This window comes from Adhaeribacter swui (genome assembly GCF_014217805.1).
Taxonomy (GTDB): Bacteria; Bacteroidota; Bacteroidia; order Cytophagales; family Hymenobacteraceae; genus Adhaeribacter; species Adhaeribacter swui.
This window is the reverse complement of the sequence record NZ_CP055156.1, coordinates 2,615,195-2,634,483: the sequence shown is the minus strand read 5'-3', so window position 1 is coordinate 2,634,483 and position 19,289 is coordinate 2,615,195. Positions and strand designations below refer to the sequence as shown.

Below are 19,289 nucleotides of genomic sequence, written 5' to 3'. Positions count from 1 at the left end.
TGATACTTGCTACCTAATACCTACTACTTTAATAATTCATAAATCCCCGCTACGCCTTGGCCGCCACCGACGCAAGCAGTTACCAGGCCGTACTTTTGCTTGCGGCGACGGAGTTCGTGCCATTGTTGGATGCTGAGTTTAGCACCCGAGCACCCTAATGGGTGACCGGTAGCAATAGCGCCACCACTCACGTTTAGTTTTTCTTCCGGAATATCTAAATGCCGGACTACGGCTAAGGTTTGGGCGGCAAAAGCTTCGTTTATTTCGAATAGGTCAATATCGTTCAGGTGCATGCCAGCTTGTTTAATAGCTTTAGGTACGGCGGCAATCGGCCCCATACCCATTATGCGCGGGTCTACCCCGCCGGTAGCGTAAGTAACCATACGGGAAATCGGTTCCAGGTTTAATTCTTTCACTAGGCGCTCGCTCATAACCAGTACAAAAGCAGCACCATCTGAGGTTTGGGAAGCGTTACCGGCGGTTACAGTACCATTTTGCGCAAATACCGGTTTTAGCTTGGCCAATTTCTCTAAAGAAGTATCGGCTCGAGGACCTTCGTCGGTATCTACCACGTAGGAGCGGGTTTTCTTTTTGTTGTTCTCGTCAACGTAAGTTTCTTCGATGGTAATGGGTACAATCTGCTCCTGGAACAAACCGGCCTCCATGGCTTTTATCGCTTTTTGGTGCGAGTTATAAGAGAATTCGTCCTGATCTTCGCGGGAAACATTATAATCTTTAGCTACGGCTTCAGCGGTTAAGCCCATACTCAAAAAATACTCCGGATGCTTTACCGCCAAGTTATAATTGGGAGCCGTTTTAAAACCCACCGTTGGTACCAGCGACATAGACTCGGTACCTCCGGCAATAATGCAGTCCGAAATACCGGCGGCAATTTTACTACAGGCAATCGCAATGGTTTCGATCCCGGAGCCGCAGTAACGGTTTACCGTCATCCCAGAAACACTGGTTGGCAGCGAAAGTAAAGCAATCATCCGGCCCATTTGTAAGCCTTGTTCTGCTTCTGGAACGGCATTTCCTACAATTAGATCATCTACCCGCTCCGGATCTAACTGGGGCACCGAAGCCAGCAAATGCTTGATCACATCGGCGGCTAAGTCGTCGGGGCGGGTAAACCGGAAGCCGCCCCGGTTTGCTTTGGTAATAGCCGAACGATAACCGGCTACGATATAGGCATTTTGCATATTTTTAGATGTTAGATATTCGATATTGGAGATTAGATTTTTAATTTATCACGCCTTCTGTCATCCTGAAAGGATCTAACCGGCTACACCAAATAGCTAGCCTGACGGAAGAATGGGCGTTGTTCGATAAAAAGCAAACCAGTTCTAATCCATTTTTTAAATTTTTAAAATTTTCTAATTCCGCAACGGCTTACCTGAAGTTAAAATGCTTTTAATGCGCTCCAGAGTTTTGCGCTCACCGGTTAAAGACAAAAATGCTTCGCGTTCCAGATCTAACAAGTACTGCTCAGAAACTAAAGTAGGAGCGGATAAATCGCCACCCGACATAACATAGGCCAGTTTGCGGGCGATTTTCTGGTCGTGCTCTGAGATATAACTTCCTTCGTACATGGCGTACACGCCCGAAATAAACATTCCTAAAGCACCACGCCCTAGTACTTTAATATCCTTGCGCGGTACAGGTTGTACGTAACCTGCTTCCGCCAATTCTATAGCAGCCAGTTTAGCCTCGGCGAGTAAGCGGTTGTTGTTAATGGTAATGGCATCGCCCCGGCGCATAAAACCTAGATCAAAGGCTTCTTCGGCGGAAGTGGATACTTTGGCCATAGCAATGGTGGTGAAGGTATTGCGCAAACTATTAAACTCCGGATCGCCTTCTTCGAATGAATCTGCGGTGCGAAGCGTCATTTCTTTGGTGCCGCCGCCTCCTGGAATTAATCCTACCCCAAATTCTACTAAACCAATGTACGTTTCAGCGGCCGCTTGAATTTTATCGGCGTGCAAGCTTAGCTCGCAACCGCCGCCTAAAGCTAAACCATGCGGGGCAGCTACTACCGGAATAGCGCTGTAGCGCATGCGCATCATGGTATTTTGGAACTGCCGGATCATGATGTTGAGTTCATCATAATCCTGATCGAGCGCATACATGTATACCAAAGCCAAATTTGCTCCCGCCGAAAAGTTGGGCGCATCGTTGCCCACTACTAAACCCCGAAAATCTTTTTCGCCAATTTCTATGGCTTTGTTTAAACCCTGAATAATTTCGGAGCCCAGCGTATTCATTTTGGTATGAAACTCCAGGTTTAAAATGCCATCGCCAATATCAAACAAGGTAGCGCCCGCATTTTTCCAGACCACGTTGGTTTCCCGGAAATTATCCAGAATAATAAAGCTTTCGGTACCCGGAATATTTTGGTAAGTTTTACTGGGAATGTCATAATAAAGGCGCGTACCCTGGTTGGTTTTATAAAACGAAGTGTTACCAGCGGCCAGAAAATCGTACACCCAGGCGGCCGGCTTACGCTCTTCGGCTTCCATGGCTTTTATGGTTTCTGCTACGCCTAAGGCATCCCACAGCTCAAACGGACCAATTTCCCACCCAAAACCAGCGCGCATGGCATCATCAATGCGGTATAATTCATCGGATATTTCCGGAATGCGGTGCGAGATGTAACTAAATAAACCATGCGAAGTAGCTTTAAAAAACGCGGCGGCTTTATCGTCGGCGTTATACAACGCTTTAAGGCGAAGTTTTAAGTTATCTTGGGTTTTGAGCGGCTCCAGACTGGCAAATTTTACTTTTTGCTTGGGAGCGTACTCCAGCGAATTTAAATCTAAAGTTAAGATCTCCGTTTCGCCCTGCGCATTTTTAGTTTTTTTGTAAAATCCTTGGCCAGTTTTATCGCCTAACCAGTTTTTTTCGAGCATTTGCTGTACGTAAGCCGGTAACTGAAATAACTCCCGGGCTTCGTCTTGCTCGCCGGTTTGGTACAAACCCTGCGCTACTTTGGCCAGAGTGTCCAGGCCTACTACATCTAAAGTGCGAAAAGTAGCTGATTTTGGACGGCCGGTTACAGGACCCGTAATCTGATCGACCTCGTCGATGTTTAAGCCCAGCTTTTGCATTTGACTGAACGTATCCATAATACCGAAAATACCGATACGATTGGCAATAAAGGCCGGTGTATCTTTGGCCAGTACGGTAGTTTTGCCCAAATACAAGTCGCCGTAATGCAACAGAAAATCTATTACACTTTTATCGGTTTCGGGGGTCGGAATAATTTCGAGCAGTTTTAAGTAGCGCGGCGGATTAAAAAAATGCGTTCCGCAAAAGTGTTTCCGGAAATCTTCGGAACGGCCGGCAGCCATTAAATGAATAGGAATACCCGACGTATTTGAGGTAATAGGTGTACCTGGTTTGCGGTAGTGTTCTACTTTTTCGTAAAGACTTTGCTTAATTTTTAAATTTTCGACTACTACCTCAATTACCCAGTCGCAGGAAGCAATATCTTTTAAATTATCGTCAAAGTTTCCGGTAGTAATGTACTTGGCATCGGCTTTCCGGTAAAGTGGGGCCGGATTAGAACCAATAGCCGTTTGCAAGGCGCTGTTCACAATCCGGTTCTTGACTGCAGGATGATCCAGGGTTAAACCACGTTGCGCTTCTTCGGGAGCAAGTTCTTGCGGAGCAATATCAAGCAGTAAAACCGGTACCCCAATGTTCGCAAAATGACAGGCAATACGCGAGCCCATGATGCCCGAACCTAAAACCGCAACTTTTTTAATAATTCTTTTCATTTGATAGACACAAGTATCAGGATGTTAGACACTAGACTTCTTTTTCTTTGAATATTATTTATACCTACAACCAGGCTTTATTTGTAAATTTCTTTACTCTCAATTAAGCCGTTGATTTGGTTGATTACTTTAAAAAAAATCGACAGATCAGCTTCAGGTACATGCTCCCGCACTTTCTGGTTAAAGGTTCTTACCGTTTGCCGGGCCAGTTCTTTCTTTTCTAAGCCTTTCTCGGTTAAGAATATGCGCACCGACCGTTTATCCACCGCATCGCCTACTTTGTAAATCAAGCCATCTTCTTCCATGCTTTTTAAGATGCGGGTTAAGCTGCGGGCTTCCAGGCCCATTTTGGGCGCAATTTTGGTAGCCGGAGTACCTTCCTGCGGATGAATGTTTAAAAGCACGAAACCTATGGAAGTGGTAATATCAAACTTAGCCGCTTGCAGGTTATACATTCGGGCAATGGCATGCCAGCACACTTTTACATTATAATCAACAGTTTCTTCGGGCTTCATAGATTAAGGCGGTGTTACCAAATATACGAATTTTTTAAAAATTTATTATGCTTGCATACTATATTTTTAAAGTTTTTGCTTCCTTTATCAAGAGTAGACTACTTAAGATTTTACGGGAAAATTTAAGTTGTGGCGTGAATTAGGAAACAACAGATTGTTAAGTATATAATACCGAATTGAAGAACTCAATTTTATAGAAGCTGGGGAATTAGTTGGGTATTCTACTTTATTTCTTGGAGTCTTTGCAAGCCTCCATTTACTGGTTCCATCTTATTGGAACGGGTTGCGTTTGCCTCATGGCCGGCGGGCCTCGTTTGGCTCTCTCGCACGGGCTAGCCTTCCTTTCCTCCTTACGTCGGAATTCTGCTGCGCAGAACCGAAAACTTTGAAGGCCCTCAACAGCCAAACTGGTGTCGGTTGCGTTTAGCTACTTAGCATCAGGCATTAGGGAATCAGAATTATTTTTCAGTTTAGAACTTCTTGACAATTACTTTTACAACTACCAAAAATAAGAAGTTGGACAGAAAAAAATATTCATTTCCTTGGTAGCTTTAATAAGAAACAACCACCCCTACCCCTCCTAAACCTAATCTTGTATGGTTATTTGATAAGAAGCTGGTAACCAAATATTTATACCAATAATTTTATTAATACAACTATTTAAATATCAATTGTTTGCATAGTTTGCCTACAAGATTAGCTTCTAAACTTAGGAGGGGAGCTTTTACCCTCAACCTTTCAATTATATTTTAATTTATCCAGTTACTTAAAGTACAAACATTATCTATTCTAATTTATTTATTTTTATTTATTCTAAATGCCTAAAATCAGAATAGCCGTTGCTAAGCGTAACTGACACCAGTTTGGCTGTGGAGCACCTGCTAGGGTTCCGGTTTTGCGCAGCAAAATTCCGCAGACGGAGTCGAGGAAAGGAAGGATAGCGAGTGCGGAAGAGCCAAACGAGGCCCGCCGGCCACGAGGCAAAACTTGAAATATCAAACTAGATAGCACCATAGCCTGGAGCCTTGAAAAGGCTCCAAGTAAGTACAGTAAATTACTAAATTTTTAAAATTTTACTTTTTAGCAGCTTGCTTCAGCCGATGCGGGTTCCGGCTGAAAGCCGGAGTAAAGTCAGAGGCTTTACCTTATAGATAGGCACAAGTTTGAAAACTTGCGCCAGAGAAAGAGCCTGGAGGCTTGCAAAGACGCCAAAGAACAACCCGTTATTCCACTTTATACTGTGCAGTCCTACTTGGTAACGGCTCTTGAAAATGAAAAAAATTAAAAATTTGCTAAAACGTAAGGTGCAACATGTCAAACAAATTTAAACCTATGGCAAGTAGCCACTAATAAATTTTTTCGATGAGCGCCTGGTTATTTTGCAAGATCACTTTCCGCTTTAAACTTAATTTAGCCGTTAATTCGCCGGTTTCAATGCTCCACAATTTCGGAAGTAGTTCGTGGCGTTTAATTTGCTCCCATTGCGCAAAATGCTGGTTATATTTTCGCACTTCCTGATCATACAACGATTGCACTTCGGGGGTATTGATCATTTCGGCATCGGTAGTGTAAGCAATGTTATTTTGCCGGCACCACTCGCGCAAATCCGGGAAAGAAGGCACGATTAAAGCTGAAGCAAACTTCCGGCCATCGCCGATGACCATTACTTGCTCAATCAAAACCGATTCTTTTAGTTTATTTTCGATGAGCTGCGGTGCAATGTATTTTCCCCCGGAGGTTTTAAACATTTCTTTTTTGCGGTCGGTAATTTTTAAATATTTACCTTCTACCATCTCGCCAATATCGCCGGTATGAAACCAGCCTTCCGGGCTAATAACTTCAGCGGTGAGTTCCGGGTGTTTGTAGTAACCTTTCATGACGCTGGCGCTACGCGTTAAAATTTCGCCGTCGGTTTCCGCAATTTTTACTTCAATAGCATCTACCGGCGGACCAACCGTGCCAATCATGTGGTCTTCGGGATTATGCCGGTTAACCGCAATTACCGGCGAGGTTTCGGTGAGACCGTACCCTTCCATCACCCGGATATTGGCCGCTCCGAACACCCGGGCCAAACGTGGTTGCAAGGCAGCTCCCCCCGATACAATAGCAATAACGTTGCCGCCCAAAGCTTCGCGCCATTTATTAAAAATTAACTTATTAGCTATAGCTAGTTGCGTACTGTACCAGGCGCTCATACCGCGCACATCGTACTGCAAGCCTAACTCTAAAGCCCAGAAAAATAAAGATTTTTTAACGCCGGTTAGTTCTTTGCCTTTCGCTACAATTTTATCGTACACTTTTTCCAGTAAACGCGGCACGGTGGCAAATACATGCGGTTTTACTTCGCGCAGATTTTCAGCTACTTTTTCAATACTTTCGGCGTAATAAATACTCACACCCTCGGCTATGTACAGCACCGATAGCATGCGCTCGTAAATGTGGCACAGCGGTAAAAAACTTAAGGCGCGGTGTTGGTTATTTACCGGCACGTAGGGCTTGCAAGATTTATAATTACTCACAATGTTGTTATGGGTAAGCATTACCCCTTTAGGGTTGCCGGTAGTGCCCGAGGTATAAATAATCGTAAATAAATCTTCGGGGGTAACCGCAGCTTTCATGACTTTTAAACGGTCCAGATCTGCTTCTTGGGCCTGGTTGGTAATTTCGGACCAATGCTTAACCCCGGTAAGGCGATCGAAAGAATAAATACCCTGGATTCCGCCAATTTCAGCGGTAGCGGCACTTACCCGGTTGTATAATTTTTCTTCCGAAACCAGGATTAATTTAACTTCGGCTTCTTTAAAAATATAGCGGTAATCGTCTTCGGTAATGGTGGGGTACAAAGGCACGCTTACGGCGCCAATCTGCTGAATGCCTAAATCCGCAATAATCCACTCGGGACGGTTAAAAGAAACTAAAGCAATTTTATCGTCTTTTTTAAAACCCAGGGCCAGCAAACCCAAGCTAAACTGGTTCACGGCATCGAGTACTTCCTGGGTGCTTTGTTTTTGCCAGGTATCGTTAATTTTAGCCGTTAAACAATCGGTTTGCGGATACTTTTGTAATTGATAAGCTAAAATATCAAAGGCTCGGGTTATTTGCAGCATGGTGTTAAAACGCAGACGCGGTACTTTTTTAAGAACTAAAACCTGTAACAAGATACCAGCTATACGCTAGCTAAAAAAAAGGCATCTCCGAAATATAATACTTTCCGGGGGAAAACGGCTGTTTTTTTAAAATTTTACGTACGGAAGCGCCATTAGTCCGGAGCAGTCTGCACATTTTTAGTAATTTTGGTATTCTTTAACGTTCCTGCATGAATTTAGCTATTTTCTTTGAGCCGCTCGCCGAAGAACTTTACCTGCCCCACAGCAATCCGAAGAGTTTCGGCGCCAGCATTGATCCTTTTGTGCATAAGTTTCCGGATTGGCGCCAGGCCGATATTGCGATATTGGGCATAAACGAAACCCGGGGAACTGGCCAGGAAAATAACACCGAACTTCGTCCGGCTAACGAGGTAAGACGCCAATTGTACGCACTTAAAAAAGGTACCGGACGCTATAAAATTGTGGATTTAGGCGATCTACTGCCCGGTATTACCTTAGAAGATACCTACCTGCGGATTAAAGAAATAGTCGAAAGCTTGATTACCCACAACACCTTGCCGCTTATTATCGGTGGGAGCCACGACCTGGATTATGGTCAGTTTTTAGCTTACGAAAACCTGGACAAAGCCGTGAACCTGGTTACCATTGATTCGCACATTGATATGAGCGAAGAACTGGGTATACCGCCGCACCAGCAACACTTGCAACGGATTTTACTACACGAGCCCAACTACTTGTTTAGTTTAAGCCAGATTGCGTACCAATCGTATTTTGTGGAACAGGAAGTGGCTGTGGTTCTGGAAAAATTGCATTTCGAAACGGTACGGCTGGGCCAGGTGCACACCAATATTCAGGAAGTAGAGCCCGTGGTACGCAACGCCGATTTAATTAGTTTTGATATCCGGGCAATTAAACACCACGATGCGCCAGGCTACGAACCCGCTAACCCGTATGGCTTAACGGGCGAGGAAGCCTGCCAACTGTGCTGGTACGCCGGCTTAAACGATTCGCTGAGTTCTTTCGGCATTTATGAATACAATCCGGCTTTAGACGTACGTCAGGTAACGGCCACTACCCTTGCGGTAATGCTTTGGTATTTTGTGGAAGGCTTTTACCACCGCAAAAACGAAACAGACTTTACCAGCAACAAATTTTTAAAATACGCCATTGGCTTCCACGATAACCCGAACAAAATGGTGTTTTATAAAAGTAAGGTGAGCGATAAATGGTGGATGGAAGTAGAACCCTTGCGCCCCGAAAAGCAAGCCAAGATAATACCCTGCTCCTACGAAGATTACCTGCTCGCCGCCAAAGGCGAAATACCGAATCGCTGGATTTTAACGCAATCACGGCTGGCTTAGAGATTGTACGTTGCAAATTACAGGTTACAGGTTGTGGGTTGCAGGTTGTAAGTTTTGATTAGTTGAAGCGGTATATGACTCCCAGGCGCGTGATGCGGGCATAAGTTTTAAAATTTGCTCCTTCCAGGTTGCTTTGGTAGTTACTTAAGCCGTGCGCGTAACCTAAACTTAAACCAATTTTCCGGTAATAAGCAGCTACCTGCAGGCGGGCTCGCCAATCAGTTTTCAGATGCGTTCGGTCTAAGTTGGAAATATATTTATTGCCATTGTTTTCGGTTGCAAATCCATTTTCGTGGCTGTTTTGTCCCAAACCCATTTCTGGCCCGGCGGTTACATCTATATCCCAATTACCTCTGTGTAAGCGGCGGCCAAAAAATACATGGGTATTTATAAAAGTGTTTCGCAAAACAGTTTGCCCTTCTGTAATAGTAATTACTCTGGCAGCAAAGCTACTGATTTCGTTTACTTTAAGTTTACTTCTTAAAACTTCGTAGCCTGCTTGGGCGCCAAACAACCAATTTTTAGAAGTAATTTTCTGCACCTGCGCCGAAACACCATAAGAAACTCCTGGCATTTTGCCGTAAGGATGATTCGTATAATTAGCGCTATTTGCTACATCGCTCACAATGATGAAAGAACGGCTGGCCGCTGACCCGCCCCCAAACCAGGACAAGCCCGAATTTACCTGGGCAGAAAACTCCAGACTTTGCCCGAAAGCTACCGATGTGGAGGTAAATAAAATAATCAAGAAGAGATACTTTCGCATATAAGTAAAAGGAAAAATTAAATGATATAGGATAAGTTGGGGGTAAAAGCTCCCCTCCTAAGTTTAGGAGGGGTAGGGGTGGTTGTTTTTTTTATTAAAGTTACCAAAGAAAGTGAATATTTACTTTTGGTCAGTTACTTAATACTGATGGTTTTAGCTCGGAGCGTAAGTTTTTTAAAAATTTATCCTGCTCGTACATTACTATGACCCAAAAGAACCATTGGGAGTTGCCTGTAAATTATTATGCTATAATTAAAATAAAAATTTTTGCGGCTCGTCGTGTAACTGTGCTGTTTTTATAATTGCTTTGCTTCATGGAAGAACAAGTACTCCCGGAATATACCAAACACCAATTAGCTTTGCGCAACGGGCAAGATCGCGATGAGATTTGGATTGCGTACGAGGGCAACATCTACGACGTAAAAAAATCGCGGCTGTGGCGGAACGGCAACCATTACGAACACTGGGCCGGCCAGGACTTAACCGAAGAGCTGCAAGATGCCCCGCACGCCGACTACGTGTTCGATAAATTTCAAATAATCGGCCGACTTAAAAAGTAGCTTATGCTTAAATTGTAATTTTCAGCCAGTAAAATTTCTAATTCATAATTTTTAATTTCTAATAAAAAAAATGAGCACCACCGAAACTGCATCGAACTTTAATCACCTGGAAAAAATGTCGGTAAACGAATTGCTGACCAACATCAACCAGGAAGATAAAACCGTACCGCTGGCCGTAGAAAAAGCCATTCCGCAAATAGAAGCTTTAGTAAAAGCCGTGGTCGAGAAAATGCGCGTTGGGGGGCGTTTGTTTTACATTGGCGCGGGCACCAGCGGCCGGTTGGGTATTGTGGACGCCTCGGAATGCCCGCCTACTTATGGCGTACCGCACGGTTTAGTAGTAGGTATTATTGCGGGCGGCGACACGGCCATCCGGAAAGCCGTGGAATTTGCCGAAGATGATTTTAACCAGGCCTGGCAGGATTTACAAGCCCACGCTATTACCGATAAAGATGTGCTGGTTGGCATTGCCGCTTCCGGAAGAACGCCTTATGTAATCGGGGGCCTGGAAGCCGCCCGGCAACACGGGTTAGTTACGGGTTGTATTGTGTGTAACGCAGGGTCTAAAGTGGCCGCCGTAGCGGAGTATCCCGTGGAAATTATTACGGGTCCGGAGTTTGTAACCGGCAGCACCCGCATGAAAGCTGGTACCGCCCAAAAATTGGCCTTAAACATGCTCACCACCGCCACCATGATTCAGTTGGGCCACGTGAAAGGCAACAAAATGGTAGATATGCAGCTCTCGAACCATAAATTAGTAAACCGGGCTATTCGGATGGTAATGGACGAATTGCAGGTTGACGAAACCCAAGCCACTGCTTTAATTGAGCAACACGGCAACGTACGCGCCGCCATTGAAAACTACCAAAAGTAGATCACGGATTTTCGCGGATTACCCGGATTTCACGGATTATATATTGATTTTTAAAAAAATTAAATAATGATTAAGTTAATCAAATAATCAACGAAGCCATGCTGGGACTCCGGACAACCATTTACAAAGTAGGCGATATAACCAAAGCAAAAGCCTGGTACGCCCAAGTTTTCCAAACTGCTCCTTATTTTGACGAGCCTTTTTACGTGGGTTTTGATATTAAGGGCTACGAACTCGGCCTGCAACCCGAAGAGGAACCTACCACCAGCAAACCCGAAAGCGTAGTTGCTTACTGGGGTGTAAACCAAATTACGGCAGAGTATGATCGCCTGCTGGCCTTGGGAGCTACCGAAAACGAAAAACCCATGAACGTGGGCGGCGAAATTGTTACCGCTACAGTCAAAGATCCCTGGGGCAATGTTATTGGCTTGATCTATAATCCGGAATTTAAATTAAAAGAATAAACTAATCCCATTGCTTAAACTGAATGAGCGCAATCTGTAATGTTTAAAAATTGGCGAGCAGTTACTAGCTAGCTGCTCGCACCCGCTAAAATTTCAATCAAAAATAGCACTACTTCATTGCTGCAATCCAACTCAGGAACTCCGCCATATTTATCCATGGCAATTACTTTATCTTCTATCCCGGCAGTAGGCAAAAGCAAAAATTTTAAAAATAGCCTTTTACCCAGGATCCTCTATTCACTTCGTAAACAAAACCTTACTTTCCAAATCTGCGAAATCCGGTAAATCCGTAAAAATCGGCGTCTTCAAATAGCAACCTGGTTTTTGGTTTTGAGTAACATTGAGTAAATTGAATTATCTTAATTGTTACTCATACCTTATGCATACCATCGAGCCTTTTTATAACTGGATCGAGGCCTACAGTGCTTCTGAAGACCCGCGCTCGCCGTTGTACGGCGCGGAAAATAATTTAATGGCATATACCAACACCATTTATGGCTACTACATACACCCGCAGTGGGACGATATCGAATCGGAAACGCTGTTTTTAAAAATACTTTTCGTGGACTACGATCTGGGCTTTTGCATTATCGAGTTTATCGGCGAGTGGAACGATACCCTACACAACGACATAATGCAGCTCAAACGCAACATCATCGATCCCATGGTGCAGGAAGGCATTCAGCGGTTTATTTTAATCGGCGAAAACGTCTTTAACTTTCACGGGTCCGATGATTGCTACTACGAAGAATGGTTCGAAGACGTAGAAGACGGCTGGATTGTAGCCATTAATTTCCAGGATTTTGTGTTGGAAGAAATGAAAAAATTTAACCTGGATTATTACATCAACTTTGGCGGCAACCTCGAAGAAATCCATTGGCGTACGCTGGAACCCCGGCGTTTATACCAGCTAATCAGCTCTTTAATTCAGAAAAGATTAGGGTAAAATTTAAAAATTTAAAAAATAAGAAAGGCTGCCGGTATCGGCAGCCTTTTTTTGTGTAGTTGTTTGTTAAGTTAATTACTGTGGGTCAACGGCATCCACGCTATCTTTGGTGGCTTCGGCCGCGTCTTCCGCAGCATCTTTTTGAGCATCAGCCGCATCTTCTGCAGCTTCTTCTTTCATTTCTGCGTTTTCTTCCACGGCATTTTCTTTTTTAGAATCGCAGGAAGCAAACGTAAATGCGGTGGCCGCAACAAACATAAAGAGTAGTTTTTTCATAGTTTTATAGGCTAAATGGCGGATTAATCAAAAGGGCAGTTGGTTGGTTAAAAGCCCTTTGATTGATATTTTTGGTATTTATACTGATACTTTTTAAAAAAGTTTTGCCATAAATACGGATAAAGCTACTTTGTTATATTTTTTTTAAAATAATTACTCAACAGCAGGGTTTATTAATTTTTCCGTTGAGAAATTTTAAAAATAAAGACGCAGGCTGCCGTCATTACTATTTAAAATTAAAACAGTTACTAACCCCTACTGTTATACCTGTTTTTTAAAGCGCGGATTGATTCTTAGCTAACCGGAAGAACAAGCGCGAAACCGGAATGAGCATAATGCCGGCAAAAGCAAAGGCGATAAACGAAATTTTTAAATTAAAAGCGTGCGCCAAATAACCAATTAAAGGTGGCCCCAGCAACATGCCCACAATACCAAATGAAGCAATCAAGGAAATAGCCACTCCCGCCGAGTACTTCTCAGAAGCCCCGGCCAACGTGTAGGTCATGGGAATAACGGCGGCGGTACCAAAACCCACGAACGAAAATCCAACCATGGCCGGCCAGAAACTCGGAAAAACAATGGCCAACGTTACCCCGAAGAAAATGCAAAGCGAACTCATCAGGTAAGTACGCGCCATACCAATCCGCTCCACAATGCGGTCCGATACAAACCGGGAGAACGCCATAAACGACATAAAAATTAAATAACCGGCCGTAAACACTTCTTCCTGCACTACTTTCTGAAAGTAAATACCGCTCCAGTCAAACATGCCGCCTTCGCAGATAGCGGCAAAAAACACCAGTAAACCTAAATACAGAATATAGGAATCGGGCTTCGGCAAAGCTTGCTTGTTGCGGGTTTCGGCCCGGTCGTGGCGCAGTAAAAACCGCGACGCAAACAAAGTAATAAGTATGGTAACTACTGCTACCGTAGCTAAATGCGGCACAATAGAAATACCTAAGCTAATTACCAAAGTAGTAACACCCACGCCCACAATGCCGCCGGTGCTCCACAGCCCATGAAAAGAACCATTAATCTTCCGGTCGAATAACTTCTGCAGCGTAATGGCTTGCGTATTCATGGAAATATTAAAAATGCGGGTACTCAACGAGAATAAAAACAGCGCTACTATTAAACTTAAAGTAGAAGTAGCCGTGCCGATTAAAGCCAAACTAACCGCGTTTAAAAGAAAGGCCACGGTTAAGGGTACTCTCGTATCAAAGCGCGTAACCAACCACCCCGACAGCGGCAAACCAATCATGGAGCTGATGGGCATGGTAAGCAACACCGATCCTAACTCGGCTTCGTTTAAATCTAAGGCGGCTTTGATGGTTGGTATGCGGGAAGCCCAACTGGCAAAATTAAACCCCGACAAAAAGAAAAATACACTCAGAAAAAACCGCTGTTTGTGAATTTGCTCCGCTACAGCATTGGTGGAAATCTTAAAACGGTTATTTTCTTCTGCTAAACGAACTTCGGCTGCTTGTTCCATGTAATTGCTATCCCGCGGTGCCTCCTGGTAAACTATTTGTTCCGGGTATTTACTTTTTTGGCGGTAACTGGGTTGGTAAAATGTAGCGCAAAGGTAGTTATTTTAAACTTCACCCATATTACCCTATTAACCCAGCTTTTGCTACCCGAAGCATCTTACTGCCTGGTTGGCTTATAAGTTACTGTAATTTTTAAATTTTAAAAGATTTTAAATTTTGAAACAGCTTGATGGCAAAGCCCAGTAGTTACCCCAATACAATAAACTGACTTCAACACCCTAGTTATGCGGTGCATAAAATGTAGGCTAATGGTGGCTTGAGGTTTTAAAAATAATTCTCCGGTACTTTTTACGCGCTGCCTGTTTGCGCTATCTTATTTAAAAATTTAAAAATTTTACTGTAAATATAATCCCGTTCGGCAGCATGGGGGAAATGATTACTCTCGGGCGAAAATACAACCACGTTCTTGTCATTACCTTCCTGAAGTAATTTAACAAACGCTGCAAACGTGGCCGGCGGAATTTGATCGTCTTTACCCCCATACCACAAAAAGTAAGGCGGGTCTTGTTGATCAAAGTATTTTATAGGTTCAAACACAGAAATAATCTCCTGGGGCGTGTACCCGGCAATGTCCGGAAACAAGGCGTTGCCAATCGCTTGCATCAGATAAGATTCGTTCTCTATAAATTGTTTTTCTACCAGGCCTAAGCCATCTACCACACCCGAAAAATTAATGATTGCGGCAATGGCAATTCCTTTATTCAACTTAAAGCAATACTCTGGGTTATTGGCCGCTAAACCTACCAGGCTGACAATGTGAGCCCCAGCGGAAAAACCCGCCAGAACTATTTGGCTCAAATTTAAAGGGTACGTTACTCTATTAGCTTCTAAGAAATTCAGGGCAGTTGTTAAATCTTGGGTGGCCAGGGGTATGCCGCGTTTAAGCCTATAATTCAGGTTAACCACCGGCATCCCTTTATGTAAGTACGGCTGAATGTATTTTTCCTCCTGCGATTTATCACTCAGGTAAAAAGCGCCTCCGTGCAGAAATACAATGGTAAAGTTATTAGTGGCCAATTCCGGAGTGTGATCGGCTATGTAAATATCCATTACTTGTTCCGGATCGGAGCCATAGCCGATATTTTTTAAAATTTTATAAGTTGGCAGCATAATCACACCCATTCTGGTAAGGTTGCCGGGTAGTCGTACCATTTTTAAAATTAAGCCCAAAGCCTGTTACGCCATTAAGGTATCTGTGGGTTATTTTTAAGGGGCAGTTCTCTGGCTAAACCATCGCGGGTATTTTTCTGTACCGCAATGGCCGCAAAAAGGCTGAGCAAAAACGACATGGCGTAAAAACCTTTTTCGCTTAAAAGTAAATCGGCATTCCATAGTCCCACGGTGAGAAGCACGATGGCCAGAATAGTAGAAAACCAGCTCAGACCGGAGTAAATACTGGTAACCGGAATTCCGTCCAGTTGGTCGCGCACACTTTTTTGGAGCGAGATGGCCGAGAACAAACCGTACATGAGCACGGTAAAATAATAACCCTTTTCGTTAAGTAACATGTCGGCATTCCAGAGCCCGATAACGTAGGCGGTAATGCCTGTAAGTAAAGTAGCCCAAGAGGCGGTAATAAAAGCAGCAGATGGTTTCTGATTCATTTTTGTTATTGTTTAAATGATGAATCAAAGGTATAGTGGTGCCCGTTTTTATCTTTTGACAAATATCAAAAAAGGAAAATATTTAAACTTGGCTTCTGATGCGGCTCAGTGTTTCCTGACTAATACCCAGGTAAGAAGCTATTTGCCCGAGGGAGACTCTTTGCAAGATGTGGGGCGCAGTTTCCAGTAGCTGTTCATACCGCTCCCGGGCCGTTTTAAATTGCATGCCCATTAACCGCTCTTCCAGCCGGATGTAATATTGCTCATTTATAATCCGCACCAGTCGTTCCAGGTCCGGATAAAAATCGAATAACTGGTTTAAAGCTTGGTAGCTGATTCCCCATAAGGTGGCATCTTCTAAAATCTGGATGTTTTCTACGCCCGGCTTGCGGGAAATAAAGCTATAAAAAGAAGTAATAAAATTATTCTCGAAGCCAAACCAATAGGTAATTTCCTTGCCATCCAGGTTGTAATAACCCCGCAAGCACCCTTGTTCCAGAAAGTACAAATTATGGCACACCATCCCTTCTTGGATTAAAAAGGCATTCCGGGGCAACTCCACCCGTGTTAATGCTTTGGCTAGTGCCTCCCACGCATCTATAGAAATAGGATGGTATTGCGATATGCAGTTATACAAAGCATGCATGTTAGAACTTTTTAATTGTAAGTATGAGACTTTAGTGCTGTTTTAACTGATTCTCAGCCTAACGGTCTCGTGCATGAGGCGTGCAAGGCCGTCGGCCGTAGCATGGCTTATGCACCTTGTTAGCCAAAGTTTTTCTGTATTTTTAGCCTTATGTAGGTATAATCTTCTTGCTTGGGAATGCCATTTATTTCTAGCACTCTCTCCACAGGCAGAATCTGGATTACAATCGAACTTGGCGATTCCCAGTAGAAATCACAAGGTGACCATTCTTGCTGATTTATCTCAATGAACTTTGCTAGGTTCTGTCCATTGCCCTCTATCTTGAATATCTGAATTCCAAGTGGCGGCCCTTCTAGTCCGTATGGCATGGAAAGACTGGCGAGCAACTTCTTATCGGGTGAGATATAAGGCTTAGTCCAAGTCGTATCTATTCTGCCTGTTGCTTTGTCAACCAGATAGCATTCATAATGCTCCCAGAAGTAACCTTCTACAAGAAATTTATTGATTGACTTTATCTGCCCCGCATACTTATATTCCCTGATTTCATCATCATCGGATTCGGGGCTGTTCAATGTGTCTTTGAACGCGGTTAGAGGTTTCCAGTTTCCGTTTGTCAAGACTTCTATCACACCGTTTTTCTTTCGTGAATTAAGAGTGTCTGGCGTCAGCAGGTTTGAACTTGCCTTTTTAGCCCTATCAAAATCTGCTTTTGTCGCCTTTGCAATCGAGTACTTAACACCCGCTATTTCCTTTTCTTCAGTTGGTTTTTCAGTTTGGCTGCTTACTTGAATATTTTCTTCAGCCAATGCAGTCTCATCTGGTTTGCTGCTGCAGCTAAATATGAATGTCAGTAACAGCAAAGGCAGGATTTTCTTCATGTTTTAAATTTTGGCTAATGGTTAAGCTAAACGGCGGCGACAGCCATCGGCTGGAGATGATGTTTAGGTGATGTTATGTGCTGTTATTTTTCTAAGTCTTCAAGTTCTTCTTCTGTCATCCAATCTCTAGTATCAGGAATTGCAACTTCATTTAAACAATTCAGTAAGTCGGTTGAATTTTTAGTCCTTGGCCAGCCTTCTCTTTCCCGTTTTCCTGTCCACGGTAAATGAACTGTTATCACTTTGCTTTGAACAACAGAATCAATTATCTCAAACCCAGCCAAGTCGTCATTATCCTGTCTTCTTGCGAAAGGCAGAATATCTTTTCCTGTTTCACTTTTATATTCCTGCCTTAAACCATCTGAATCCATTGGGTCAATCAAACACCAGGGAGTGAATAATTTGAAATCATGGGCTTTGAGCCATCTATATTCTAATGGTAATTTCATTTTTTATATTAATGGCACATAACAAGCAGATAAACAGAACCACTCCAGTTATCCGCACTATATATTATTCCTTACTCCACATATCTGCTATTATAATACTGTATAAACGGAATAGTTCTTCTATCTACCTGCTACCTCTGCTACCTCCACTTCCCCCTAACTCCCAAAAATGGTAGAATTTAAAAATTGATTGCGGAACTTGCCTTGCGGATCGTATTGAGCGACTAGTTTTTTAAATTCGGGCAGTTTTTCGTACTGCGCAGCTAGGGCTTGCGGGGTCATGGTAAATAACTTACCCCAGTGCGGACGGGCGTTGAAAGGCGCTAATTCTTTCTCAATAATGGGCAACAGTTTGCTCACGGCGGGCCAATCTTGTTTCCAGGTAAAATGCAGGGCTACGCTGGGCCGTTGGTAACAGGGGCTGAGCCATAAGTTGTCGGCCGCGATGGTGCGGATTTCCGAGATAAACAGGTGCGGACTGATTTGTTTATTTAACCGGGCAATGGCCTGGATGGCTTCGACGGCCTGGTTCATGGGTACGAAGTATTCGGATTGTAATTCTACGCCGGTGCTGGGCGTAAAACCCATTTTAAAATGCGGCAAGCGGTCATACCACGGGCCGGGCACCCCCAGTTGCTCGGTGCAGTTTTCGGCGGAAACTTCCACAATGGGGTGCAGGTTTTTGGTGGCCGCTACCGCGCCATAAAATTCGGAGTTATTGGTGGCAGAATCAGTACCATCGAGCCGGCTTTTTACCCATACTTCATTAATGCTGTCGTTCACCCAATCGGTAAATAAACTTACGCTGTAACCCGCCGAAACAATCTGCTCGAAATTAGCTTTCAGTTGCGCCATGGGTAGCCGTTCGTACACGCGTTGCTGCATGGTAAAAGCCGGTTCCAGGGCCAGCGTAACTTGCGTTATCAGGCCCAAAGCGCCCAGGTTCACTACCGCGCCGTTAAACAAGTCCGGATTTTTTTCTTTGGTTATAGCATGAAGCTTGCCCGCTGCATCCATTATCTCCAGACCCACAACGGCCGTAGCCAGGTTGCCGTTTTTTACTCCGGAGCCGTGCGTAGCCGTAATAATAGACCCTGCCACCGAAATGTGCGGCAGCGAAGCCAGGTTGTGCAGCGCATAGCCTTTTTGTTGCAGGTAAGGCGCCAATTCGCCGTATTTAATGCCGCCTTCCACGGTTACGGTGCGGGCTTGGGTATCCAGGGAAATTACTTTATTCAGTTCTTTCGTGGAAAGTAAATAATGTTCGCTGTCGGCAATGCGGTTAAAACAATGGCGGGTACCCAACACTTTCAGGCGCGCGTTTTTCTTTACCAGGGCTTGTATTTCTTCGGTGGTTTTGGGGTACACTACTTTGTTGGTGCTGTACTCAATGTTACCGGCCCAGTTTTTTAACGGATCAGCCGGAAACCATTCCGTGAAAGGTAAAATGGCGCTGCCGGCCGTTACAGTAGAAGATAGTTTGCTAAAAGTTCTTCTTTTCATGGGAATAAAGT

The 19,289-nt window shown here is 43.9% G+C and carries 19 protein-coding genes; 5 read left to right on the top strand and 14 right to left on the bottom strand.

Translation table 11 applies throughout. From position 1 onward, the window contains the following. Positions 1 to 23 precede the first annotated feature (23 nt). From HUW51_RS11440 to HUW51_RS11425, 4 genes are all read right to left on the bottom strand, one after another. Positions 24 to 1,202, bottom strand: coding sequence for a thiolase family protein (locus HUW51_RS11440; RefSeq protein ID WP_185274163.1), 1,179 nt, complete (start codon positions 1,200 to 1,202; stop codon positions 24 to 26). A gap of 174 nt (positions 1,203 to 1,376) precedes the next feature. Continuing rightward, the gene (locus HUW51_RS11435; RefSeq protein WP_185274162.1) at positions 1,377 to 3,779 is read right to left on the bottom strand and encodes a 3-hydroxyacyl-CoA dehydrogenase/enoyl-CoA hydratase family protein; all 2,403 of its coding nucleotides are present in this window, start codon (positions 3,777 to 3,779) and stop codon (positions 1,377 to 1,379) included. Positions 3,780 to 3,856: 77 nt separating this feature from the next. Then, on the bottom strand, positions 3,857 to 4,294 hold the full coding sequence (locus HUW51_RS11430) for a MarR family winged helix-turn-helix transcriptional regulator (protein WP_185274161.1): 438 nt from the start codon (positions 4,292 to 4,294) through the stop codon (positions 3,857 to 3,859). 1,346 nt (positions 4,295 to 5,640) lie between these two features. Then, positions 5,641 to 7,401 (bottom strand): AMP-dependent synthetase/ligase, encoded by a 1,761-nt coding sequence (locus HUW51_RS11425; RefSeq protein ID WP_317175625.1) that lies wholly within the window; start codon positions 7,399 to 7,401, stop codon positions 5,641 to 5,643. Between the two features lie 209 nt (positions 7,402 to 7,610). On the opposite strand from HUW51_RS11425, the gene HUW51_RS11420 reads away from it, so the two are divergent. Next, positions 7,611 to 8,762, top strand: coding sequence for a formimidoylglutamase (locus HUW51_RS11420; protein ID WP_185274160.1), 1,152 nt, complete (start codon positions 7,611 to 7,613; stop codon positions 8,760 to 8,762). A 58-nt stretch (positions 8,763 to 8,820) separates the two neighbouring features. Here the strand turns inward: HUW51_RS11420 and HUW51_RS11415 are convergent, their stop codons facing one another. After that, entirely contained in the window at positions 8,821 to 9,528 is a 708-nt protein-coding gene (locus HUW51_RS11415) for a hypothetical protein (RefSeq protein WP_185274159.1), read from the bottom strand. Between the two features lie 314 nt (positions 9,529 to 9,842). Between HUW51_RS11415 and HUW51_RS11410 the strand changes: the two genes are divergently transcribed. The 3 genes from HUW51_RS11410 to HUW51_RS11400 all read left to right on the top strand — a co-directional run bounded on the left by HUW51_RS11410 (position 9,843) and on the right by HUW51_RS11400 (position 11,426). Further along, positions 9,843 to 10,088, top strand: a complete 246-nt coding sequence (locus tag HUW51_RS11410) for a cytochrome b5 domain-containing protein (RefSeq protein ID WP_185274158.1) — start codon at positions 9,843 to 9,845, stop codon at positions 10,086 to 10,088. Between the two features lie 70 nt (positions 10,089 to 10,158). After that, positions 10,159 to 10,962, top strand: a complete 804-nt coding sequence (murQ, locus tag HUW51_RS11405; protein ID WP_185274157.1) for an N-acetylmuramic acid 6-phosphate etherase — start codon at positions 10,159 to 10,161, stop codon at positions 10,960 to 10,962. Positions 10,963 to 11,060: 98 nt separating this feature from the next. Beyond that, positions 11,061 to 11,426: a VOC family protein gene (locus tag HUW51_RS11400; RefSeq protein ID WP_185274156.1), complete on the top strand. Its 366-nt coding sequence runs from the start codon at positions 11,061 to 11,063 to the stop codon at positions 11,424 to 11,426. A 68-nt stretch (positions 11,427 to 11,494) separates the two neighbouring features. On the opposite strand, the gene HUW51_RS24750 is transcribed toward HUW51_RS11400, so the two are convergent. Continuing rightward, on the bottom strand, positions 11,495 to 11,620 hold the full coding sequence (locus HUW51_RS24750) for a hypothetical protein (RefSeq protein WP_262891329.1): 126 nt from the start codon (positions 11,618 to 11,620) through the stop codon (positions 11,495 to 11,497). A gap of 185 nt (positions 11,621 to 11,805) precedes the next feature. Here HUW51_RS24750 and HUW51_RS11395 point away from each other — a divergent pair, with 185 nt between their 5' ends. Next, positions 11,806 to 12,372, top strand: coding sequence for a hypothetical protein (locus tag HUW51_RS11395; protein ID WP_185274155.1), 567 nt, complete (start codon positions 11,806 to 11,808; stop codon positions 12,370 to 12,372). Between the two features lie 75 nt (positions 12,373 to 12,447). Here the strand turns inward: HUW51_RS11395 and HUW51_RS11390 are convergent, their stop codons facing one another. The 8 genes from HUW51_RS11390 to HUW51_RS11355 form a co-directional block, all read right to left on the bottom strand. Further along, positions 12,448 to 12,648: an entericidin gene (locus HUW51_RS11390; RefSeq protein ID WP_185274154.1), complete on the bottom strand. Its 201-nt coding sequence runs from the start codon at positions 12,646 to 12,648 to the stop codon at positions 12,448 to 12,450. 274 nt (positions 12,649 to 12,922) lie between these two features. After that, entirely contained in the window at positions 12,923 to 14,140 is a 1,218-nt protein-coding gene (locus tag HUW51_RS11385) for an MFS transporter (protein WP_185274153.1), read from the bottom strand. A gap of 346 nt (positions 14,141 to 14,486) precedes the next feature. Continuing rightward, positions 14,487 to 15,350: an alpha/beta hydrolase gene (locus HUW51_RS11380; protein ID WP_185274152.1), complete on the bottom strand. Its 864-nt coding sequence runs from the start codon at positions 15,348 to 15,350 to the stop codon at positions 14,487 to 14,489. A 32-nt stretch (positions 15,351 to 15,382) separates the two neighbouring features. Beyond that, positions 15,383 to 15,802 (bottom strand): inner membrane protein YiaA, encoded by a 420-nt coding sequence (yiaA, locus tag HUW51_RS11375; RefSeq protein ID WP_185274151.1) that lies wholly within the window; start codon positions 15,800 to 15,802, stop codon positions 15,383 to 15,385. An 82-nt stretch (positions 15,803 to 15,884) separates the two neighbouring features. After that, positions 15,885 to 16,448 carry a Crp/Fnr family transcriptional regulator gene (locus HUW51_RS11370; RefSeq protein ID WP_185274150.1) on the bottom strand — a complete coding sequence of 188 codons (564 nt, stop codon included), beginning with the start codon at positions 16,446 to 16,448 and terminating at the stop codon, positions 15,885 to 15,887. A gap of 119 nt (positions 16,449 to 16,567) precedes the next feature. Continuing rightward, entirely contained in the window at positions 16,568 to 17,326 is a 759-nt protein-coding gene (locus HUW51_RS11365) for a hypothetical protein (protein ID WP_185274149.1), read from the bottom strand. A gap of 83 nt (positions 17,327 to 17,409) precedes the next feature. Then, positions 17,410 to 17,775 carry a hypothetical protein gene (locus HUW51_RS11360; protein ID WP_185274148.1) on the bottom strand — a complete coding sequence of 122 codons (366 nt, stop codon included), beginning with the start codon at positions 17,773 to 17,775 and terminating at the stop codon, positions 17,410 to 17,412. Positions 17,776 to 17,931: 156 nt separating this feature from the next. After that, entirely contained in the window at positions 17,932 to 19,278 is a 1,347-nt protein-coding gene (locus HUW51_RS11355; protein ID WP_185274147.1) for an FAD-binding protein, read from the bottom strand. Between the last annotated feature and the right edge of the window lie 11 nt (positions 19,279 to 19,289).

Bases quoted from the DNA above. Each gene is read 5' to 3' on its own strand.
- HUW51_RS11430 (WP_185274161.1), bottom strand. From the start codon at position 4,294: ATGAAGCCCGAAGAAACTGTTGATTATAATGTAAAAGTGTGCTGGCAT.
- HUW51_RS11425 (WP_317175625.1), bottom strand. From the start codon at position 7,401: ATGCTGCAAATAACCCGAGCCTTTGATATTTTAGCTTATCAATTACAA.
- HUW51_RS11435 (WP_185274162.1), bottom strand. From the start codon at position 3,779: ATGAAAAGAATTATTAAAAAAGTTGCGGTTTTAGGTTCGGGCATCATG.
- HUW51_RS11385 (WP_185274153.1), bottom strand. From the start codon at position 14,140: ATGGAACAAGCAGCCGAAGTTCGTTTAGCAGAAGAAAATAACCGTTTT.
- HUW51_RS11395 (WP_185274155.1), top strand. From the start codon at position 11,806: ATGCATACCATCGAGCCTTTTTATAACTGGATCGAGGCCTACAGTGCT.
- HUW51_RS11440 (WP_185274163.1), bottom strand. From the start codon at position 1,202: ATGCAAAATGCCTATATCGTAGCCGGTTATCGTTCGGCTATTACCAAA.
- HUW51_RS11420 (WP_185274160.1), top strand. From the start codon at position 7,611: ATGAATTTAGCTATTTTCTTTGAGCCGCTCGCCGAAGAACTTTACCTG.
- HUW51_RS11355 (WP_185274147.1), bottom strand. From the start codon at position 19,278: ATGAAAAGAAGAACTTTTAGCAAACTATCTTCTACTGTAACGGCCGGC.
- HUW51_RS11410 (WP_185274158.1), top strand. From the start codon at position 9,843: ATGGAAGAACAAGTACTCCCGGAATATACCAAACACCAATTAGCTTTG.
- murQ (WP_185274157.1), top strand. From the start codon at position 10,159: ATGAGCACCACCGAAACTGCATCGAACTTTAATCACCTGGAAAAAATG.
- HUW51_RS11415 (WP_185274159.1), bottom strand. From the start codon at position 9,528: ATGCGAAAGTATCTCTTCTTGATTATTTTATTTACCTCCACATCGGTA.
- yiaA (WP_185274151.1), bottom strand. From the start codon at position 15,802: ATGAATCAGAAACCATCTGCTGCTTTTATTACCGCCTCTTGGGCTACT.
- HUW51_RS11365 (WP_185274149.1), bottom strand. From the start codon at position 17,326: ATGAAGAAAATCCTGCCTTTGCTGTTACTGACATTCATATTTAGCTGC.
- HUW51_RS11400 (WP_185274156.1), top strand. From the start codon at position 11,061: ATGCTGGGACTCCGGACAACCATTTACAAAGTAGGCGATATAACCAAA.
- HUW51_RS11390 (WP_185274154.1), bottom strand. From the start codon at position 12,648: ATGAAAAAACTACTCTTTATGTTTGTTGCGGCCACCGCATTTACGTTT.
- HUW51_RS11360 (WP_185274148.1), bottom strand. From the start codon at position 17,775: ATGAAATTACCATTAGAATATAGATGGCTCAAAGCCCATGATTTCAAA.
- HUW51_RS11370 (WP_185274150.1), bottom strand. From the start codon at position 16,448: ATGCATGCTTTGTATAACTGCATATCGCAATACCATCCTATTTCTATA.
- HUW51_RS11380 (WP_185274152.1), bottom strand. From the start codon at position 15,350: ATGGTACGACTACCCGGCAACCTTACCAGAATGGGTGTGATTATGCTG.